Annotated in this window: 11 protein-coding genes; 6 read left to right on the forward strand and 5 right to left on the reverse strand. The window is 73.9% G+C overall.

Annotated elements, in window-relative coordinates; genetic code table 11:
* Positions 1-148 precede the first annotated feature (148 nt).
* Complete coding sequence (locus AB0A74_RS34680; RefSeq protein ID WP_358256253.1) at positions 149-790, reverse strand: methyltransferase domain-containing protein; 642 nt, start codon at positions 788-790, stop codon at positions 149-151.
* A gap of 36 nt (positions 791-826) precedes the next feature.
* On the opposite strand from AB0A74_RS34680, the gene AB0A74_RS34685 reads away from it, so the two are divergent.
* Positions 827-1,201: a MerR family transcriptional regulator gene (locus AB0A74_RS34685; RefSeq protein ID WP_358256255.1), complete on the forward strand. Its 375-nt coding sequence runs from the start codon at positions 827-829 to the stop codon at positions 1,199-1,201.
* Between the two features lie 125 nt (positions 1,202-1,326).
* Positions 1,327-4,293: a carbohydrate binding domain-containing protein gene (locus AB0A74_RS34690; RefSeq protein ID WP_358256257.1), complete on the forward strand. Its 2,967-nt coding sequence runs from the start codon at positions 1,327-1,329 to the stop codon at positions 4,291-4,293.
* 52 nt (positions 4,294-4,345) lie between these two features.
* Here the strand turns inward: AB0A74_RS34690 and AB0A74_RS34695 are convergent, their stop codons facing one another.
* Positions 4,346-5,257 (reverse strand): winged helix DNA-binding domain-containing protein, encoded by a 912-nt coding sequence (locus tag AB0A74_RS34695; protein ID WP_358256259.1) that lies wholly within the window; start codon positions 5,255-5,257, stop codon positions 4,346-4,348.
* Positions 5,258-5,335: 78 nt separating this feature from the next.
* On the reverse strand, positions 5,336-9,271 hold the full coding sequence (locus AB0A74_RS34700; RefSeq protein WP_358256261.1) for a CHAT domain-containing protein: 3,936 nt from the start codon (positions 9,269-9,271) through the stop codon (positions 5,336-5,338).
* A gap of 66 nt (positions 9,272-9,337) precedes the next feature.
* Here AB0A74_RS34700 and AB0A74_RS34705 point away from each other — a divergent pair, with 66 nt between their 5' ends.
* Together AB0A74_RS34705 and AB0A74_RS34710 are read left to right on the forward strand one after the other, a co-directional pair.
* On the forward strand, positions 9,338-9,679 hold the full coding sequence (locus AB0A74_RS34705) for a hypothetical protein (protein ID WP_358256263.1): 342 nt from the start codon (positions 9,338-9,340) through the stop codon (positions 9,677-9,679).
* Positions 9,676-10,473: a hypothetical protein gene (locus tag AB0A74_RS34710; RefSeq protein WP_358256265.1), complete on the forward strand. Its 798-nt coding sequence runs from the start codon at positions 9,676-9,678 to the stop codon at positions 10,471-10,473. The genes AB0A74_RS34705 and AB0A74_RS34710 overlap by 4 nt, the downstream gene beginning before the upstream one ends.
* Before the next feature lies 1 nt (position 10,474).
* On the opposite strand, the gene AB0A74_RS34715 is transcribed toward AB0A74_RS34710, so the two are convergent.
* Positions 10,475-13,435, reverse strand: coding sequence for a hypothetical protein (locus AB0A74_RS34715; RefSeq protein WP_358256267.1), 2,961 nt, complete (start codon positions 13,433-13,435; stop codon positions 10,475-10,477).
* A gap of 350 nt (positions 13,436-13,785) precedes the next feature.
* Here AB0A74_RS34715 and AB0A74_RS34720 point away from each other — a divergent pair, with 350 nt between their 5' ends.
* Positions 13,786-14,379: a hypothetical protein gene (locus AB0A74_RS34720; protein WP_358256269.1), complete on the forward strand. Its 594-nt coding sequence runs from the start codon at positions 13,786-13,788 to the stop codon at positions 14,377-14,379.
* Between the two features lie 61 nt (positions 14,380-14,440).
* On the opposite strand, the gene AB0A74_RS34725 is transcribed toward AB0A74_RS34720, so the two are convergent.
* Positions 14,441-17,893 carry a S8 family serine peptidase gene (locus AB0A74_RS34725; RefSeq protein ID WP_358256271.1) on the reverse strand — a complete coding sequence of 1,151 codons (3,453 nt, stop codon included), beginning with the start codon at positions 17,891-17,893 and terminating at the stop codon, positions 14,441-14,443.
* Between the two features lie 158 nt (positions 17,894-18,051).
* Between AB0A74_RS34725 and AB0A74_RS34730 the strand changes: the two genes are divergently transcribed.
* Positions 18,052-18,921, forward strand: a complete 870-nt coding sequence (locus tag AB0A74_RS34730) for an endo alpha-1,4 polygalactosaminidase (RefSeq protein ID WP_358256273.1) — start codon at positions 18,052-18,054, stop codon at positions 18,919-18,921.
* The last annotated feature ends 111 nt before the right edge of the window (positions 18,922-19,032 follow it).

Raw genomic sequence — 19,032 nt, forward strand, 5'->3', positions numbered from 1 at the left:
TGCGGGCTGTGGGGGCGCGTGCGCCCGATGCGGTATATATTGTAGTACCCGGTTTTTTTCCCTGCGGCGTCGCCGTCAATCTCCCGGGCGGCATGCGTGGGTAAGCTCCACCGCGCCCCCCGCCCCGCGCCCGCCCCAGGCCCGGCCGTCAGGCCACGTGCCCGATGACGCACACCGCGGGCGGGTCCAGGTCGAGCGTCTCGGTGCGCAGGCGCACGAACCCGGCCTCGGCGAGCCGGCCCGCCACCTCCTCCGCGGCTGCCGCCGACGTGACGCCGGGACAGCGCGGCTGGGACACCACGGCGATGCGCCCACCCGGCCGCAGCAACCGGCCGACTTCCCGAAGCCGCGCCGTCGGATCCGGCCACATGCCGACCGTGTTGACCGCCAACGCGGCGTCGAACGGCCCGTCGCCGATCGACAGGCCCTCCACCGACGCGCGCACCAGGCGCACCCGCCCGGCCTTCACGGCGGCCCGGTTGCGACGACGGGCCTGGCGCAGCACGACCTCCGAGTGGTCAACACCCACGACCAAGCCCCGCGACGCCGCGGCGGCGAGCGCGGCCAAGGCCACCCCCGGACCGCAGCCGAGTTCGATGACGCGGTCGGTCGGCCCGACGTCGAGGAGCTCCACCGCCCACCGGTTGCGCGCCACGTTCGACGAGCGCCGCCCCATGATCCAGCCGACGACGCGCCCGGCGACCCCGGTCGGCCGGCGGAACTGGGCCAGCCCGCCCCGAGGACCCCACCAGCGCAGGACGCGGCCCAACACCCTCTCGTCGATCTCCATGAAGTGAGCCAAGCACTTCAAGTAGACTTGAAGTCAATGTTGTCCATCGGCGAACTCTCCGAACGGACCGGCGTGCCGACCAGCGCCCTGCGCTACTACGACGAGGTCGGCCTGGTGCGCCCGACGGCACGCGTGGGCGGACGGCGGCGCTACGCCGCGTCGGCGGTCCGGGACGTCTCCCTGATCCTCTTCCTGCGCGACATCGGGTTCTCCCTGACCGAGATCGGACGCTTCCTCACCGGCGGGCAGCAGGGCCGGCGGGAGTTGATCGACGACAAGCTGGCCGAACTCGCCGAGCGGCAACGCCGCATCGACGTGGCCCGCGCCGCGCTGGAACACGGTCGGCGCTGCCCGGCCGTCGATCCCGTGCGGTGCTCGCGGTTCTGGTCGATCATCGACCAGCGGACCTGAGCCGCCCCACCGCCTGCAAAAAGTTGCAAGGGTTTTTCCCTGCATGCCAATGACATCGCTCTCACCACGCCGCTACGGTCGCCCTGCTTGCAAACTCTTGCGCAACGGGGCGATGGGAGTTGGACATGAGGGTGAGATCAAGGCGGCGGTGGTCAGCCGCGCTCCTGGCTTCGGGGCTGGCGGGATCGCTGGTGGCGGTCGCCGACGCCGAGCCGGTGGAGCGGACCGCGGCTGCCGGGACCACCGTGTACTACCGCCTGCCGGCCGGGTGGCCGCAGGCCAACCTGCACTTCCAACCGGTCGGCGGGCCGTGGACGGCCGTGCCGGGCGAACGCATGGACCCCGCCTGCGCGGGCTGGGTCAAGCGGACCGTCGCGTCGGACACCGGCCTGGTGGCGGTCTTCAACAACGGCATGGGCACCTGGGACAACAACAACGGCCGCGACTACAGCCTCGGCACGGGTGACGTCACGGTCTCCGGCGGCGTCGTCGGCGCCGGCAACCCGTGCGCCACCGAGCCCGACCCCGACCCGGACCCGGGGAACAACGCCGAGGTCTACTACCACACCAAGGCCCGGGGTTGGACCACGACGAAGATCCACTACCAGCCGGCCGGCGGGCAGTGGACGGCCGTGCCCGGCATCGACATGGAGCAGGTGTGCGCCGACTGGGCCCGCGCCTCGATCGACCTGGGCGCCGCGACCGGCCTGCGGGCCGCGTTCAACAACGGCAACGGCCAGTGGGACAACAACAACGGCCGTGACTACACCCTCGGCACCGGACGCACCACCGTCAAGGACGGCGTGGTCACCGCCGGCGCGGTCGATCCCTGCGGACCCCCTCCCCCGCGGGACACGACCCCGCCGAGCGCGCCGACCGGGTTGCGCGCCACCGCGTCCGACCTCACCGTCACGCTGGACTGGACCGCCTCCACCGACGACGTGGCGGTCGCCGGCTACGAGATCACGAGAACCGGCGGGGCGCTCGGCACGGTGGTGCGCACCAGCGGCCCGGTCGGCTTCGCGGACGGCCCGCTGACCGCCCGCACCACCTACACCTACCGCCTCAGGGCCTACGACGCCGCCGGCAACAAGTCCGCCGAGACCGCGTCCGTCGAGGTGACCACCGGCGACGCGCCGCCGCGACCGCCGGGCGGCACACCGCTGGGCGGCGACCCGCGCGAGGACACGATCTACTTCGTGATGACCGCCCGCTTCAACGACGGCGTCACGGCCAACAACCGCGGCGGCGGCCAGCACGTCCGCTCCGGCAACGCCGCCCACGACGACCCGATGTTCCGCGGCGACTTCCAGGGCCTGATCGACAAGCTCGACTACATCAAGGGACTCGGCTTCTCGGCCGTGTGGATCACCCCGGTCGTGCTCAACCGCTCGGACTACGACTTCCACGGCTACCACGGCTGGGACTTCCACCGGGTCGATCCACGCCTGGAGACACCCGGGGCCTCCTACCAGGACCTGATCGACAGGGCGCACGCCAAGGGCTTGAAGATCTACCAGGACGTCGTCTACAACCACTCCTCGCGCTGGGGCGCCAAGGGCCTGTTCCAGGCGAAGGTCTTCGGCGTCCGCGACAGCCAGTGGAGCTGGTACTACGACCAGCCGGTGCAGGGCTTCGAGTACGACGGCCTGACCATCGACCCCGCCACCGGCAAGTCGTACTACAACGGCGACCTGTGGTCCACCACCGAGCCCGCCGGCAACACGTGCGTGGACTGGGGCAAGCCGACGCAGTGGAGCAGCCCCGAGGGTTACCGCATCTACAGCTGCCAGTGGCCGAGCCCGACCTCGGGCATGTTCCCGGCGCAGCTCTACCACCGGTGCTGGATCGGCAACTGGGAAGGCGAGGACTCCCGCTCGTGCTGGCTGCACGAAGACCTCGCCGACTTCAACACCGAGAACCCGATCGTGCAGAAGTACCTCATCGACGCCTACAACCGGTTCATCGACATGGGCGTGGACGGCTTCCGCGTGGACACCGCCGTGCACGTCCCGCGGGTCACCTGGAACCGCCGGTTCCTGCCCGCGATCCAGCAGCACGCCGTGGCGAGGTTCGGCGAGAAGGGCCGCGACTTCTACGTCTTCGGCGAGGTGGCCGCGTTCGTCAACGACAAGTGGAACCGCGGCTCGGTCAACCACTCGGCGCAGTTCTTCACCTGGAAGGAACGCCGCGACTACAGCGCCGACGACGCCACCGCCGCGCTGGAGCAGTACGACTGGGAACAGGCTCAGGGCACCGCCGGGCAACCCAGGAGCACCAACGCGTTCCTCAACGGCAACACCTACCGCACGCCCGACCACTCCCAGTTCTCCGGCATGAACATCATCGACATGCGCATGCACATGAACTTCGGTGACGCCAACAACGCGTTTTGGAACGCCAAGGACTCCGACGACGCCACCAACGACGCCACGTACAACGTGACCTATGTGGACTCCCACGACTTCGGGCCGAACAAGTCCAGCGTGCGCTACGCGGGCGGCACGGACGCGTGGGCGGAGAACATGAGTCTCATGTGGACGTTCCGGGGCGTGCCGACGCTGTACTACGGCTCGGAGGTCGAATTCCAGGCGGGCAAGCCGATCGACTGCGGTCCGACGTGCCCGCTGGCCACGACCGGTCGCGCGTACTTCGGCGACCACATCGCCGGGTCGGTCACGGCGGCGGACTACGGCGTGGTGTCCTCGGCGTCCGGCGCGGTGGCCGCGACGCTGGAGAAGCCGCTGGTCAAGCACGTGCAGCGGCTCAACCAGATCCGGCGCGCGGTGCCGGCGTTGCAGAAGGGCCAGTACTCGACCGAGGGCGTCAGCGGCGGCATGGCGTTCAAGCGCCGCTACACCGGCGGTGCGGTGGACAGCTTCGCGCTGGTCACGATCTCCGGCTCGGCCACGTTCTCGGGCATCCCCGACGGCACCTACCGCGACGTGGTCACCGGTGACACGAAGGTCGTCACCGGCGGCTCGCTGACCGCGTCGGTCGGCGGCAAGGGCAACCTGCGGGCGTACGTGCTCGACCTGCCCGGCAACCCCGCGCCGGGCAGGGTCGGCGCGGACGGGCCGTTCCTGAGGTGAGCCGCCCCGGCGGGCGGGCGTGGCCTCGCGCCGCCCGCCCGCCGGGGTTCCATCAGACCCAGCCGACCACCGACGCGACCTCGGCGTCCAGCTCCGAGGCGGGGATGTGGCCGAACTGCTCCACCACGAGCCGGCCGGCGCGCCTGCGCCACGTGCCGCGGACCCGGCCGTCGACCACGACGTGCGGCAGCGTGCGGCCGTCGGCGCGCAGCAGCGGTTCGTCGGCCGGGTCCAGCAGCGGGCCCAGGTCGCGGTAGCCCGCCAGGAAGCCGTCGGAGTGCCCCAGCAGCCGCACCACGCCCTCCTCGGCCGGCGGCGGGTCGTCCGCCTGCGTCCTCGGGAACGCCTTGCGCGCCTGCTCGTCGGGCAGTCCGCTCCACGCGGCGAAGTCCTCGGCCGTCGCCGGGCCGTAGGCGCGCAGGAAGCGGCGGGCCAGTTCGGTCACGTCGTGCTCCGGCCCGTCCCGCGGCACCGGGTGGTAGGTGGACTCGCCCAGGCACAGCGCGCCGTCGTGCGCCGCGCGGGTCAACGCCGGCGTGGCTTCCCGTTCGTCCAGCGGCACGCCGACCTCCGTCAACCGGCCGAGCAGTTCGGCGCGGGTCAACGGCTCGGTCAGGACCTCGCGCACCGCGGCCGACACCGCTCCCCCGACCTCGCCGGGGGACCGGGCGGCGTTCACCGGTCCGAGCAGCGCCACGACCCACCGGACGTCGTCCCGCCGCAGCAGGTGCACGGCCCCGCGCATCGCCCACGTGCGCACGACTTCGCCACCGGCCAGCGCCGCGCGCAGGTCGCCCGGCGTGATGCCGGTGGTGCGGGCGCGGACCGCCATCCCGGCGGCGGTCAGGTCGGGCGCCGGGACCGCCAGCACGTCGTCCAGCAGGCTCGCGAGGTCGCGCGCGGGCGTGCTCAGGCGTTGCGCCCGCATCCTCCGCACAGCCGTCACGCCCGTGTGGGCCACCATCCCGGTCCTCCGTCACACGATCGGCACCAAGATGAAAGACCTTGCAAACACTTTCAGCAAGGGTTGACATCGAGGCGGTCACGAGCCGACGTGGACGTAGCCGGCCCACTGCGACGCGGCCAGCGGGAACTCGGCGCGCAGTTCGCGCAGCACTTCGTGCAGGGCCACGGCCGGGTGCGCGCCGGCGTGGACGCGGCGGTGGAAACCAGCGGCGGCACGGGCCGCCACGGCGTCCTGGATCGGCCACAGCGCGCCGACGACGTGGCGGAACCCGGCGAGCTGGAACGCCGACGCGAGCGTGATCACCTCGTCCGGCGCGGAGCGGCCGGTGCGGGCGGTCGAGCAGGCCGACAGGTAGGCCAGCTCGGCGTCGACCAGGCGCAGCCCGCCGATGTCGGCGACGGTCAGCGGGCCGTCGGCGAGCAGCAGGTGGCCGTTGGAGGGGACGAGCGGGTCGCTGTGGGCGTGGCAGGCGAAGTGGGCCCAGGTCGCGCGCGGCAGCGCGGCCAGCACGGCGGCCCGGGTCGCGGCGGGGCCGCGCAGCGGTTCGGCGGCGGCCAGCAGCGCGGCGAGGTCGGTCGCCTCGGCGTCGGTGGCGGGCAGGTCGGCGTGGCCGGGGGTGGTGGGCATGGCGACGGCGAGGAGGTCGCGGCGCGTGGCCGGCGGGCGGGACCGCGTGTGGCCGAGGGTCCGGGCGGTGGGCGTGTAGGACGACACCACGCGGTCCAGCACGGACTCGCCGGGGACGTCGTGGCGGCCGGCGGCGTGCAGCGGGAGGTGGGTGAGCGCGCCGGTCGGGCACCACCACACGCGCGGCCACGCGGCACGCGGCGCACGGGTGTGGCCGAGCGCCTTCAGGACCGGTCGGGCGATCGCGTCCCACAGCCAGGCCAGGGTCTCGCGGACCACGGCCTGCGCGTCGAAGCGGGCCACCAGGTCGCCGCCGTCGAGCGCGTCGAGCGCCGCGAGGTACGCGCCGGTCCGCACCTCGACCTCTTCGAGGGTGACGCGCCGCAGCCGCTTCGAGGTCACGCCGCGTGTCGTGATCAGCAGGGCGTCGCAGCGCCACTGGCTGACGTTGAGCAGCACGACCGTGCCGTCGGCGACCCGCAGGTCCAACGCGCTGGGCGGGCGCAGGAACGCCTCCAGGCCGGGGACCGCGCGGATCCGGTCCAGCACGTCCCGCCACCGCCGGGACAACGCCTCCCGCTCGTCGGTGGACTGGGACTCGTCGGCCAGCTCCTCCAGCACCGCGTCCCACTCGGCCGCGAGGTGCGGCGCGCGGTCGCGCAGCGCGAGCGAACCCGCCCGCGCGTCCAACTCGTCCACCAGGAGCACACCGCGGGCCTGTTCGAGCAGCTCGACCGCGCGGACCGAGTCACCGGTCGCGAGGGCGGCGGCGGCCGCGTCGGTGTGCACGCCGCGCAGGTCGGCCAGGCGGAACTCGCGGTCGGCGCGCCGGAGGTGGCGGGGCGCGACCTGGGCGACCAGGTCCACGCCGCCGGCGAACGCGGCCAGCGCGGTCTGCCACTGCCCGAGGACCACGGCCCACCTGCCCCACACCCGGTGGGCGCGGATGCGGGTCGCGGGCGGCGCGTTGAGCACGCCCGCGCTCGCCTCGGCGACGCGGACCGCCTCCCGCACCGGTCCCGTGCCGCCGGTCGCCTCGCCGAGGACGCCCAGGGCGATCGCGAGGTTGAGCAGCCGGGAACCGCGGATGGCCAGGCCGGCGGGCGTCAGGGCGACGGCTTCACGGGCGGCGGCGACCGCCTTCTCGGCGTCGGCCCGGTCCCCGTCCAGGAAGTAGCGCTCCAGCAACGAGGAGGACAGGTTGTTGAGCACCTGGGGGCGGGTCGGGTCGTGCGGGCGGAACCGCTCGGCGCCGCGCTCGGCGATCCGGATCCGTTCGCGCAACAGGTCCTGCTCGCCCGTGCGCTGGTAGAGCAGGTTCAGCACGAAGCCCATCTGGTCGGTCAGCCGGGCTCGCAGGTCGTCGGTCGGGGGCACGGCCCCCAGGTGGTCGCGGAGCACCTGGAGCGCGCGGTGCAGGTCGTCCTCGTCGTGCACGCGGCGGTAGCGCTCGGCCAGCGAGCCCGCGAGGTTGAGCGCCGTGGTCGCCCGCAGCCGCGAGAAGGGCTGCTCCTCGATCGCGCGCAGCCCGAAGTCGACCGCCTCGTCGAGGGTGTGCAGGTCGGGTGACAGGTCGGCGCGCCGCCGCAACGCCAGCGTGAGCAGGTTCAGCGCCTGGGCCTGGTCGCCCTCGGCGAGGACGGTGCGGCCCAGGGTGATCGCGGTGTCGAGGGACGAGCGCGCGCCGGTCGCGTCGTGGTGGCGGAAGTGGGACTCGGCGACGCGGGCCAGCACCGCCGACCGGCGCGGGTGGTCCGGCGGGCAGGCGGAGACGGCCTCGGCGGCCAGCCGGACCCCGTCCTCGACCTGCCCGGCCTCCGCGGTGAGCAGGGCCAGCAGCGCCAGCCGTTCGGCCTGCGCGCCCGACGGCTCGGGGTGGGCGGTCGCGCCGCGCCGGGCCAGGGCGAGCGCGTCGGCGAGCACCTCGGGCGTGCGGTCGAGGTCGTGCAGCTTGCGCAGCAGCACGGCGGCGTTGTGCGCGACGCGGGCCTCGTCCTCGGGGTCCTCCGGGGCGGCGAGGTGGGCCCGGTTCAGGGCGATCGCCTCCAGGAGGGCGGCGCGGTCGCCGACCAGGTCGTAGCGGTGCCCGAGGAGGGTCGCCCGCTGCTCCCAGCCGGGGCCGGCGGCGAGGGCGGCGTCCACGTCCGCGACGTCGTGCCCGGCCGCGGCGAGTTCCACCAGGTAGTCCACGCGGGTCCGGCGCAGGCGCGGGTCGTCGCCCCCGTCCAGGACGGCGAGGGCTTCGTCGCGGCTGCCCCGGTCACCGGTGTGCCTCCAGCGGCGCCACAGCGCCTCGGCGTACATGCCCGTGCGGACCGGGTGGTCGGGGTGGGTCGGCGGGATGCGCGCGGCGGCCGCGCCCAGGACGGCCACCGTCTCGTCCAGGGCGGCGGGCTCGGTCGAGGCCACCCGGAACAGGGCGCTGCCGTGCAGGTACAGCAGTTCCGGTGAGCCGGAGCCGAGGAACGGGCGCAGCAGGTCGGTGATCTCGGTGAGCGCGGCGGGGTCGCCGGTCAGCTCGGCGGTGGTGTGCAGGGTGGTCGCCAGCGCGACGACCTGGTCGGGTTCGGGTCGCAGCGCCACGGCGGCGCGGCCCGACGCGACGGCTTCCCGCGCCAGCGCGCGGTCCCCGGTGCGCTCGGCGGACAGGGCGAGCGCCATCGCCGCGACCCCCAGGGACTCGGGGTCGTCGGGCGGCGCGAGCCGGGCGTGCTCGACCGCGCGGTCCAGCACCGCCTGGTCGCCGGTGCGGGAGTGCTCCAGCAGCAGCGCGCGGACCAGTTCGGCACGGGCCGGCGCGGCGGCGGCGGAGGGTTCGGCGGCGGAGGGTTCGGCGTCGAGGACGCGTTGCGCGACGGCCTGCGCGGCGGTCAACGCGTTGGCGTCGCCGGTGTGCCAGGACACCAGGCGCGCGGCGGCGGCGAGCACCACCCCGCAGTCGGCGGCGAACGGGTCGGCGGGGCCGTTGGCCGTCGGGGCGAGGACGTCGACGGCGACGGCGAACGCTGCCGGGTTGGCGAGCAGCACGCCGACCCGCACCAGTGCGGACCCGAGGTCGCGCCGCCGCATGCCCTCCGGGGCGTCCGGGTCGCCCTCCCAGATCGGCGGCGCGAGGTCGGGGCGCAGCAGGAAGACCGGCGCGAGCAGGGTTTCGGCGAGGGCGTGCGAGGCGGTCGCCGCCGGCCCCTCCTGCCACATCGACCGCGCCAGGTGCAGGAGGCCGACCACGTGGAGCACGTCGAAGTCGAACTTGCCCGGCGGGGACACGTGCTGGAGCAGCTCCTCCCCCGCCGCCAGCGCCTCCGGGGCGAGCACCGCGTCGGCGTCGCCCCCGTCGGCGCGCGTGATCCGGCCGAAGAGGTCCTGGATCAGCTCGTCCCGCACCCGCACACCCCGATTCCCGTGTATCCCTGACAGGCTGGGAAGCCCCCGACGAAGAGGAGGACCGCCGTGCCGCACGCCGACGAACACCTCGCCGCCTTCTGCTCCACCTTGCCCGAACTGCGCGCCGCCGTGACGCGCCAGGGGTTGGGGAAGGTGCTGGACGACGTGCTGGCGAGGGTGCGCGCGGGTCACCGGTTGCAGGACGAGTTACCGCGCCTGGGCATCCCGGCGGACGTGCTGCGCGGCAGCGACCTGGTGCTGCCCGGGATGCGCGGCCGGCCGTTCGGCGAGGTGTACGTGTGCCCGGCGGAGGCCTGCGCCCGGCAGGTGCCCCGGGAGCCCGGCGGTCCGGTGCCGGCCGAGCGGTGCTGGCTGCGCGACGAGCCGTTGAGGCGGCGACGGGCGTGAACGCGTTCTTCGGAGAGCTGGGCAAGCGGGTGGCCGAGCGGTGGGTGGCGCTGCTCGTGCTGCCCGGCGTGCTGTTCCTCGCCACCGCGGCGGTGGGCGCGCTGCTCGGGCACGCGCACGCGCTGGACGTGGCGAGGCTGGTCGCCCAGGCCGACCGGGTCACCCGTGACCTGGGCACCCGGCCGCCGGCGGCCCAACTCCTCGCCCTGGCCGCCGTGCTGCTCGGGTCGGTGGCGGCGGGGCTGGTCGTGCGGGCGCTGTGCCCGGTGACGTGGTGGTGCTTCCTCGGCACGCGCCCGCGATGGGTGGCGCGACGCCGACGTGCGCGATGGACGCGGGCGCACGAACGCGGCGACGCGGCCAAGCGCAACCGCATCGCGCTCGCCGCGCCGACACGGGCGACGTGGACCGGCGACCGCCTGGCGGCCGTGGAGGACCGGGTGCACCACCAGTACGCCGTGGACCTCAAGTCGTGGTGGGCGCGGCTGTGGCTGGTGCTGGACGACTCCGGGCGGGCCGAGGTGCGCACGGCGCGGGCGGAGCTGGAGACGGCGGTGGCCGGGACGACCTGGTGCGTGCCCTACGCGGTGGTCGGGGTGTTCTGGTGGCCGGCCTGGGCGGTGGCGGCGTGCATCGCGGTCGTCGGGTGGGTCCGGACGCGCGGCGCGGTCGAGGTGTACGCGGACCTGATGGAAGCGGTGGTGGACGTGCACGCCGGCCGCCTGGCCCGCGAACTCGACCCACCCCTGACATCCGGAGAGGACGTCACGGCGACGTTCCGCAAGGGCACCTGACTCACGGGCACAGGCGCTGGTTCGGCCAGGACGGCGCGTGCCGCTGCCACTCCTCGTCGGTGAGGTCGAGGCCGGCGGCGGCGCAGACGTGGGCCGCGGCCCGGGTCACGTCGGCGCTCCAGCGCAGGACGTTGCCCGTCACGCCGCCGGTCACCAGGCCGTCGGGGGTGAACGCGACGCCGGCCAGGCCGGAGGTCGCGGTGAACGTCGTCGCGGTCGAGCGGTTCGCCACGTCCCACACGCGGGTCGTCTTGTCCAGGCCCGTGGTGGCGAGGTGGCGGCCGTCGGGGCTGAAGGCGGCCTTGAGGACTTCGCCGGTATGTCCTAAGAGGACGGTGACTTGGGTGTGGGTCGCGGTGTCCCAGAGGCGGACGGTCTTGTCGTCGCCCACGCTGGCGAACATGGTGCCGTCCGGGCTGAACACGACATCGCGCACCACACTGGTGTGACCGGTCAGCGGCTCGCCGAGCGGGGTTCGGGTTCGCACGTCCCACAGGCGCACCGTCTTGTCGCCGCTGGTCGAGGCCAGGAGGCGGCCGTCAGGGCTGAACGCGACGCCGTAGGTGACGCTGGTGTGCCCGGCCAGGGGCCGACCGACCGGGGCGCGGGTGGCGACGTCCCACAGCCGCACCGTCTTGTCGTTGCCGGCGGTGGCGGCCAGGGTGCCGGCGGGGTTGGTGGTGACGGCGGTGATCGCCCCGTCGTGCGCCGTCAGCGGGGTGCCGAGCGGGAGCCTGGTGGCCGCGTCCCAGAACCGCAGGGTGCCGTCGGCGCCGCCGCTGAGCGCCATCCGGCCGTCCGGGGTGAACGCCACCCCGGTGACGACGCCCGTGTGACCGGTGAGCGGTCCGCCGAGCGGTCGGCGGCCGGCGACGTCCCAGAAGCGCAGCGTCCCGTCGGAGGACCCGGTCACCAGCGTGGTCCCGTCCGGGCTGAACGCCGCGCCGTTGACCATCCCGGTGTGGCCGGTGAGCGGCTCGCCCAGGGGCGCGCGGGTCGCGGTGTCCCACAGCCGCACGGTTCCGCCGTCGCCGGCGGTGGCCATGACCCGGCCGTCGGGGCTGAACTCCACGTCCCGGACCTCGCCGACGTGGCCGGTGAGCCGGGCGGGCAGGGCGATCGCCTGGGTGCTGACCAGGCTGTCGCGGGTGGCCGGGACGTCCGGCGCGATCCGCCACGCGGCCAGGCTGAGCTGGGCGGCGCGCAGCGGATCGACCTCGCGCAGGGCGGTCGCCTCGGCGACGAGTTGGCGCGCGACCGCCACCCGGTGCGCTTCGCGGGCGTCGTTGCGCTGGAGGACGGTGATCACCGTGGCCACGGTCAGCAGGGTGACCACCGCCGCGGTCCCGACCCGGACCCGCGCGGCCTGCCGTCGCCGCGCCCGGACCTGCTTGTCCCGCAAGCGGATCGCCGCGTCGAGGAACTCGTGCTCGTCGACGTTGAGGGTCGCGGCGCGGTGCGGCCGCCCGGCCCACGTCCGGACCTGGTCGAGCTGGGCGGAGCGGTAGAGCAGGTCCGGGTCGCGGCCCGCCGCCTGCCAGACGCGGGTCGCCTCGGTGATCCTGCGGTGCACCAGGATGCCGTCGCGGTCGTCGGTCAGCCAGCGCCGCAACCGGGGCCAGGCGCGGATCAGCGCCTCGTGCGCGACCTCGACGCTCTCCGCGCCGATCACCACCAGCCGGTCGGCGGCCAGCCGGTCCAACACGCGGCTGACCGTCGCGGGGTCCGCGATCGTGGCCAGCTCGGTGTGCGCGGCCCGCCGCCGGGTGTCCTCGGTGCCCTCGCCCAGGGCGGTCAACCGCAGGAACACCCGACGGGCCGTCTCCTGCTCGTCGGCGTCGAACGCGGCGTAGGTGCGTTCGGCGGTCTGCGCCAACGCGCCGTGCGCGCCGCCGGAGGCCAGGTAACCGGTCTGGGTGAGCGCGCCGCCCCGACGCCGTCGCCAGGTCTCCACCAGCGCGTGCGACAGCAGCGGCAGGCCGCCGGGCTCGTCGGCGATGTCGGCCAGCAGGGTCGCCACCAGCTCGCGTTCGACGGTCAGCCCGGCGAGCGCGGCGGGCCGGGTGACCGCGGACCGCAGCTCGTCCCGGGTCATCGGCCCGACGAGCACTTGAGCGCCGCCGCCCAGCGCCGCCACCAGGCCGGGGTGCGTCGCGCAGTGGCCGTAGAAGTCGGCCCGCACACCGAGCACGACGGTCGCCACCCGGCCCTCCCCGAGCGCCGCGTCCAGCAGCTCGTCGAGGAACGCGGTCCGTTCGGCGGGGTCGGGGCAGAGGGTGAACAACTCCTCGAACTGGTCCACCACCAGCAGGACCCGCCGATCGCCACCCGGGTCGGCGAGCCGGAGCGCCCGGTCGAGCCAGCCGGGTTCGCCGCGGTCGGGTTGTTCCCCGGACCACGCGGCGACCGCGTTGGCCAACTCGCGCAGCGGCGCCCGGGTCGGGGTCAGCAGCAGCCACGACCACCGCCGGCCCGAGAACGCGGGGTGCGACCGCGTGGCGGGCAGGAGCCCGGCGCGCAGGAGCGAGGACTTGCCGCTGCCCGACGCGCCGAACACCGCGACGACCGGCCGACCCGCCACTTGGTGCACCACCTGCTCGACCAGCCGTTCGCGGCCGAAGTAGCGGTCGGCGTCCTCCGGCCCGAACGCGGCGAGCCCGAGGTAGGGCGCACCGGAGTCGCCCGCGACGGCACCGATCAGCTCGGCTTCGGCCGCGCGCCAACGCCCCTCCCACTCCGCCCGATCACCACCGCACGCGGCGACGTAGGCGAGCGCGACCTCCAGGCTGGGCAGCCGTTCACCCCCCGCGGCCTCGGCCAGTGCCGTCACCGAGTAGTGCGCGACCTTGGCCATCGTCCGGTAACCGGGCCGCCCGGCCGCGTCGCGCAGACCGCGGAGTTCGTGCGCGAGCCGCTGCGCCGGGCCGGCCGCCGGGTCGAGTTCCCGTTCGGGCCTGCCCACGTCCGTCCCTGCCTCGCCGAGGTTGTTTGTTCAGCGCTTGACCTGGGGCTTGACAACGAATCGCCAACCTAACATGGCCGCTGATCGCCCGAAGGCCGTTTCGCGACACGGCCACCTCGGTGCAAGCGGCTGTGGGGGACACGGACAGCGGCACCGAGTCGATTCCACAGGGGGAAGAATGAATTCCGCGATCCCGTTCTTCGCCGGACGCGTGGCCACCGTCGCCGCGGCGGCGATCGTCGAGCCCGACCGGGCTGGTGCCACGAGGTCGAACGCCACGGCTCTTGCCCCGTGATGCTCCCCCGCTTCTCCCGCCGAACAACCGAAGGAGTGCAACCGTGAAAAGACCCATGCCGTTGTTCGCGGCGTTAGCCGCGGTGCTCAGCTTGTTCGTGATGCCCACCGCCTCCGCTGAACCGTCGGCGACGCACGCCGTCGGCAGCGGAACCATCTCGTCCAGCGAGCCCATGCCGACGGTGGCGGCAGATGTGGTGTGCCGGTCCGGCGTCACCATCCGCTCCCAAGGCAACAACCTTTTCGTGGCCACGGAGGAAGACTCTTCCTTCCCCGACTGGGGTCTGTTGCGCGCCCGCACGCCGGGCAACGCCATCGGCAACTGGGAGAAGTTCCAGGTGTGCAGGAACCCGACGAACTGGCGGACCGCCATCCGGTCGAACGACGGGTGCCCGGTGGTCGTGGACACCACAGCGCCAGGCACCGGTCGTGGCTTGTTGCGTCGCCTTCCCAAATCACAGTGCGACACCAGGGTCTGGATCTACAACTTCAGCACCTACAACCCGCCCGGCAGCGGCCACTCGACGTGGATCTACTCCCTCGAAGTCGGCCTCTACGTGTCGGCGCAGCTCGACTACACGGGGACCTACCACGCCAGCCTGCGCGCCCGCCTCACCGAGGTGGGCCCCTGGGAGTGGTTCACCTGGTGACGGACCGCGGGTGGACCGGGCTGGGCTCCGTGGTCGCGGAGCCCAGCCCGGCTCGGTGTGCCTAGGGCCGGAGGCGGTAGGCGCGGAGGACGGTTTGGTCCACCGTGTTGCCGTCGGTGTCTGTCGCCACCACGCGCAGGGACACGTGTCCGCCCGGCTTGCCGCCCCTGGGGACGAAGGAGCGGACCGGGAGCCAGGTGGCGCCGTCGTCGAAGGAGGCGTAAGCCTTCAGGTCCCTCAGGGTCGCGGTTCCCGCGCCGGCTTGGCGGGTTGCCGTGAAGCGCACCGGGAGGGGCACGCCGGCCTTGGCGCTGTTGCGGATGTCCAAGGGGATCGCGTAGTCGACCTCCAGGAGCGGTAGCGGGCCGCTGGTGGCGGCGGAGCTGGTGAACGTCCAGGTCGTGGTGACCGCCGAGGACAGTTGCACCTGCGGGGCGGTGCGGGTGGCTGTGACGGTCAGGGCGTAGGTGGCGGGAGCGGCGGTCACCGGCCAGCGGGCCTGCCACGGGTTGGTCGTGGTGCCGACGGGCGTGCCGTTCTCGGTCAGCGTCAGGGATCCCGAGGCTGTTCTGCGCCAGGACTCGACGGCGGTCCGGGTGGCGAACGGCGAGATCCGGGCGTCGATCTCGTTCCCGGTTCGGGTGACCCCGCCGCCCACGGCCCACTGGACCACGGAGGTGCCTCGCAGGCGCGGTGACGCGACTGCCGGGTTCCAGGTCGTGCGGTAGGAGTGGCCCGGCTGGTAGGTGACGGGCTCGTAGTCGGACCAGTTGCCGGCTTCCGGGTCGCGGGCGTCGGAGCCGAACATGCGGCCGATCCCGTGTTCGCGGTACCAGCCGATGCCGTTGCCGGCGCTGTAGTACTCCGTGCGGGACACCGGGGCGACCACCACCTCGTCCAGCAGCATGCCGGAGTTGTAGATCGCGCCCTTCTTCGTCGGGTAGACGCGTTGGCCCACCATGCCGTCCGCGCCGGAGGAGCGGTACTCGGCCTTGACCTCGGCCAGGTCCGCCTTGCGCACCTGGTAGGTCTTGCCGGCGGGGAGTGCGCCCTGTTCCGGGTAGAACAGGTGGTAGCTGGTCGGGGCGGTGTCCACCGCGGTGAGGGTGACCTCCTTCCCGATGCCCGCCAGGAGGTCCGCCGCCCGGTGGTCGGCGGCGTTGAGGACCGGGATGGCCGTCTGTTCGTACGGCCACGGGATGCCGGACGGGCCGAGCACCAGGACGGCGGCGGCTCCGGCGTCCTTGAGGCGGTGGGCCAGGGTGTACTCGTCCTCGCCGGTCGCGTCGGCCACGACCAGCGCGCCGCTCACGTCGCCGTCCGGTCGGGCGGTGCGGAGGCGGTGGGTGCCGGGCGAGAGGTAGCCGCTGCCGCCGAAGTAGCGCAGTGGCAGGGGGTCTTCGGCGAGGGAGATGCGGGGTTGGGCGGCCTTGAGGAGGGTCAGGTAGTCGAAGTTGGGCAGGGGGTCGCCGAAGGTCAGGGCGTAGGTGGGGGTCGAGCCCTCCACCGGCCCGCTGATCGTGGTGACCTTGTCGGGTCGCGGCGCCAGGCGCAGTTCGGCTTGGCGGTGCAGGGGTTGGACCGTCGCGTCGTTCAGGGCGACGGCGATGGGTCGGGCCTGCCGGGCGTCGAGGGTGAGGGTGACGTCCCGGGTGGTGGTCGTGCGGCCGGCGACCTCGGTCATCGAGATCGGGGTGAACCAGCTCGCCAGGGGCGAGAACTCGTTGATGCGGCCCAGGACCGCGTAATCGGACACCGGGAGGCTCGCGCTGCCGTTGCCTTCGGCGTCGAAGGGGATGACGGTGCTTTGGCCGGTGCTCAGGTCCACCGCCAGCACGTAACCCGTCAGTGGCGGCTTGCCGTCACGGGCGGTGGCCTTGACGGTCAGGGTGTGGCGTTCCTCTTGCACGTACGCGCCGACGGCGGTGGTGACGCTGATGCCCTCCGCTGTCGCCCTGACTGTGCCGTAGAAGGTGCCGTTGCCCTTGCGCGGGTCCAGGTGGACCGTGACCGGGGCGGTGCCGCCGGCGGGGAGGTCCACTGTGGACGGGATGGTGAAGTTGCCGCCCAGGTCGTGGGTCAGGGTCAGGGTGACGGGCCGGGCGCTGTCGTTGCGGTAGGTGATCGTCCGCTCGACGGGCTCGGTGTGGGGCCAGCGCAGGAGGCCGAAGGACACGCTGCCCGCGTCCGCGCGGACCTGCTGGGTGACGGCGCGGCCGGCGTCGAGCAGGCCGGTGCCCACGTTGGCGGAGGTGTCCTGGAGCGGGTCGGCCGAGGCCATGAGTTGCGCCTTCAGCTCGCGGGCGGTCCAGGTGGGGTTGCGCTGGGCCAGGATCGCGGCGGCGCCGGCGACGTGCGGTGACGCCATCGACGTGCCGGAGAGGCGGGCGTGCAGCTCGTCCACGGCCTCGTTGGGCAGGGTGCCCTTCGCGCGGGCGGCGACGATGTCCGTGCCCGGAGCGGCCAGGTCCGGCTTGACCGCGTGGTCGCCGATGCGCGGGCCGCGGGAGGACCACTCGGACAGGACACCCCCCTTGGTCAGGTTGGCCACGGCCAGCGCCTCGTCGGCGGCGGCCGGGGCGGAGACCTTGCGGCGTTCGCCGGCGTTGCCCGCGGCCACGACGAACAACGCGCCGGTCTCGGCCGTGAGCCGGTTGACCGCCAGGGACAGCGGGTCGGTGCCGTCGCTCTGGTCGCCGCCCAGGCTCAGGTTGACGACCTTCGCGCCGGCCTCGCGGACCGCCCACTCCATGCCCGCGATGATGGCGCTCTCCGGGCACCCCACGTCACGGCCGCACACCCGCCCCACGGCCAGCTTCGCGCCCTTGGCGACACCGCGGTAGCGGTCGCTGCGGCCGGCGATGGTGGCGGCGACGTGGGTGCCGTGGCCGTTGTCGTCCTGGACGCCCTCGCCGGTGAAGTCCCGCTCCACCGCGACGGCTCCGGCCAGCTCGGGGTGTTGCCGGTCGTAACCGGTGTCCAGGACGGCCACGGTGACGCCCGTGCCGTCGTACCCGGCCTCCCACGCGGCCGGGGCGCCCACCATCGGCACGCTCTCGTCCAGCGCGAGCCTGGCCTTGCCGTCGAGCCACAGCTTGTCGGCGGCCAGCGTGCCCGCGCCGCGGTCGGCCCACCACCGGGCGGCCTCGGCCTTGGGGACGGCGTTGGCCGCCCGTGCGGGGTTCCGGCCGGCCAGCAACGGGATGTGGTCGGTGCGGGCGTCGTCGTAGCCGAAGTCGAGCAGGGCCGTCACGTCGAAGAACCGCCGGTCCAGCCGGTCCTGCTCGACGTCGTCCAGGGCGTCGACCGGGACCACGTACCGGTGCTCGTCCCGGACGTACCGCACGAAGTGCGTCCCCGGCCGCCCCTCGACGCCGACCGGGTCCCCCCGACCGTCCACCGACACCCGGTCGCCGGTGATCAGCGTGATGGTCCGGACGTCGCCGTCCGGCCGGGTCACCGGTTCGGCCTGCGCGGCCACCGGGCTCGACAGCCCGGCGACCAGGACGGACACCACTAACAAGCGCGTTGTGCGCACAAGTCCTCCCCAGAAAGATCACTGCACTGGTGACTACGCCACTCGCGCCGTCGTGGTTGCCTGGGCCACGGCCGGGTCGACCGCGGCGATCTTGTTCCGGCAGGATGCGCCGTAGCGACCCTGGGGAGGACGTCATGCGTCTGTTGACGTTGTCGGCCGTCGTGCTGGCACTGACCGCGTGCGCGGTGCCGCCGGCGACGGCCGGTCCGGCGGTGGTCCTGCCGCCGGCGCACGCCGGTTTCGACTACCAGATCGGCGGCCCGTACCCGCCGGCCGCCGACGTCCGGGTGGTGACCCGCGACCACGAGGTCGCGCCGGCGCCCGGCCTCTACAACATCTGCTACGTCAACGCCTTCCAGGTCCAGCCGGGCGCGGAGGCCGAGTGGGACGCCGACCTGCTGCTGCGCGACGCCGACGGCGAGGTCGTCTACGACGGCGACTGGGGCGAGGCGCTGCTGGACCTCCGCACGGCCGACAAGCGCGCCCGCGTCGCCGACAAGGTGGGCGGCTGGATCGACGGGTGCGCCGCGAAGGGCTACCAGGCGGTCGAACCGGACAACTACGACAGCTACACCCGCGCGCCCGAGGGCCTGCTGACCCCGGAGCACGCGAAGGCGCTGCACACCCTGCTGTCCGCCCGCGCGCACGGCGAGGGGCTGGCGATCGCGCAGAAGAACACCGTGGAGCTGGCCGGTGACCGGGAGGCCGTCGGGGTGGACTTCGCGGTCGCCGAGGAGTGCGGGCAGTACGAGGAGTGCGGCGACTACGTGGCGGCGTTCGGCGACCACGTGATCGTCATCGAGTACACCGAGGACGGGCTGGCCGCGGCCTGCGCGGGGTGGGGCGGCCGGCTCAGCGTGGTGCTGCGGGACCTGGACGTGCTGCCGGCCGACGACCCGGCGCACGTGCGCCGAACCCGCCGACCGCCCGGCGCGCGCCGAACCCGCCGACCGCCCGGCGTGCGCCGAACCCGCCGACCACCCGGCGCGCGCCGGCCCTGCTGACCGGCCTCGGGCGGCTGCGGCGTTTGACCGTGCGGGTGCCGTACGAACGGGCCTTACTCCGCCGTGCGCGTGGACGGCAGGCTCGGTGTGGGTTGATCCCCATCGGGCTCG

This window comes from Saccharothrix sp. NPDC042600 (genome assembly GCF_040647305.1).
In the GTDB taxonomy this organism is placed as follows: domain Bacteria; phylum Actinomycetota; class Actinomycetes; order Mycobacteriales; family Pseudonocardiaceae; genus Actinosynnema; species Actinosynnema mutabilis.